Genomic DNA, 357 nt, shown 5'->3' with positions numbered 1-357 from the left:
AGGTTAAGTTAGAAAGGGCGCACGGTGAATGCCTTGGCACTAGGAGCCGATGAAGGACGGTACTAACACCGATATGCTTCGGGGAGCTGTAAGTAAGCTTTGATCCGGAGATTTCCGAATGGGGGAACCCACTGTTCGTAATGGAACAGTATCTTTACCTGAATACATAGGGTAATGAAGGTAGACCCGGGGAACTGAAACATCTAAGTACCCGGAGGAAGAGAAAGCAATTGCGATTCCCTGAGTAGCGGCGAGCGAAACGGGATATAGCCCAAACCGAAAGGCTTGCCTTTCGGGGTTGTAGGACACTCAACATGGAGTTACAAAGGAACGGGGTAGATGAAGCGATCTGGAAAG

1 rRNA gene is annotated in these 357 nt (G+C 49.6%); it reads left to right on the top strand.

The window, feature by feature from the left end:
• Nucleotide 1: 1 nt before the first annotated feature.
• A 23S ribosomal RNA gene (locus JN080_RS29325) occupies nt 2-357 on the top strand; the annotation flags it as partial.

It is taken from the genome of Bacillus sp. EB600 (assembly GCF_024494385.1).
GTDB lineage: Bacteria > Bacillota > Bacilli > Bacillales > Cytobacillaceae > JAEVLT01.
The sequence above is the reverse complement of the archived record's forward strand: the minus strand, read 5'-3'. Positions and strand labels throughout refer to the sequence as shown.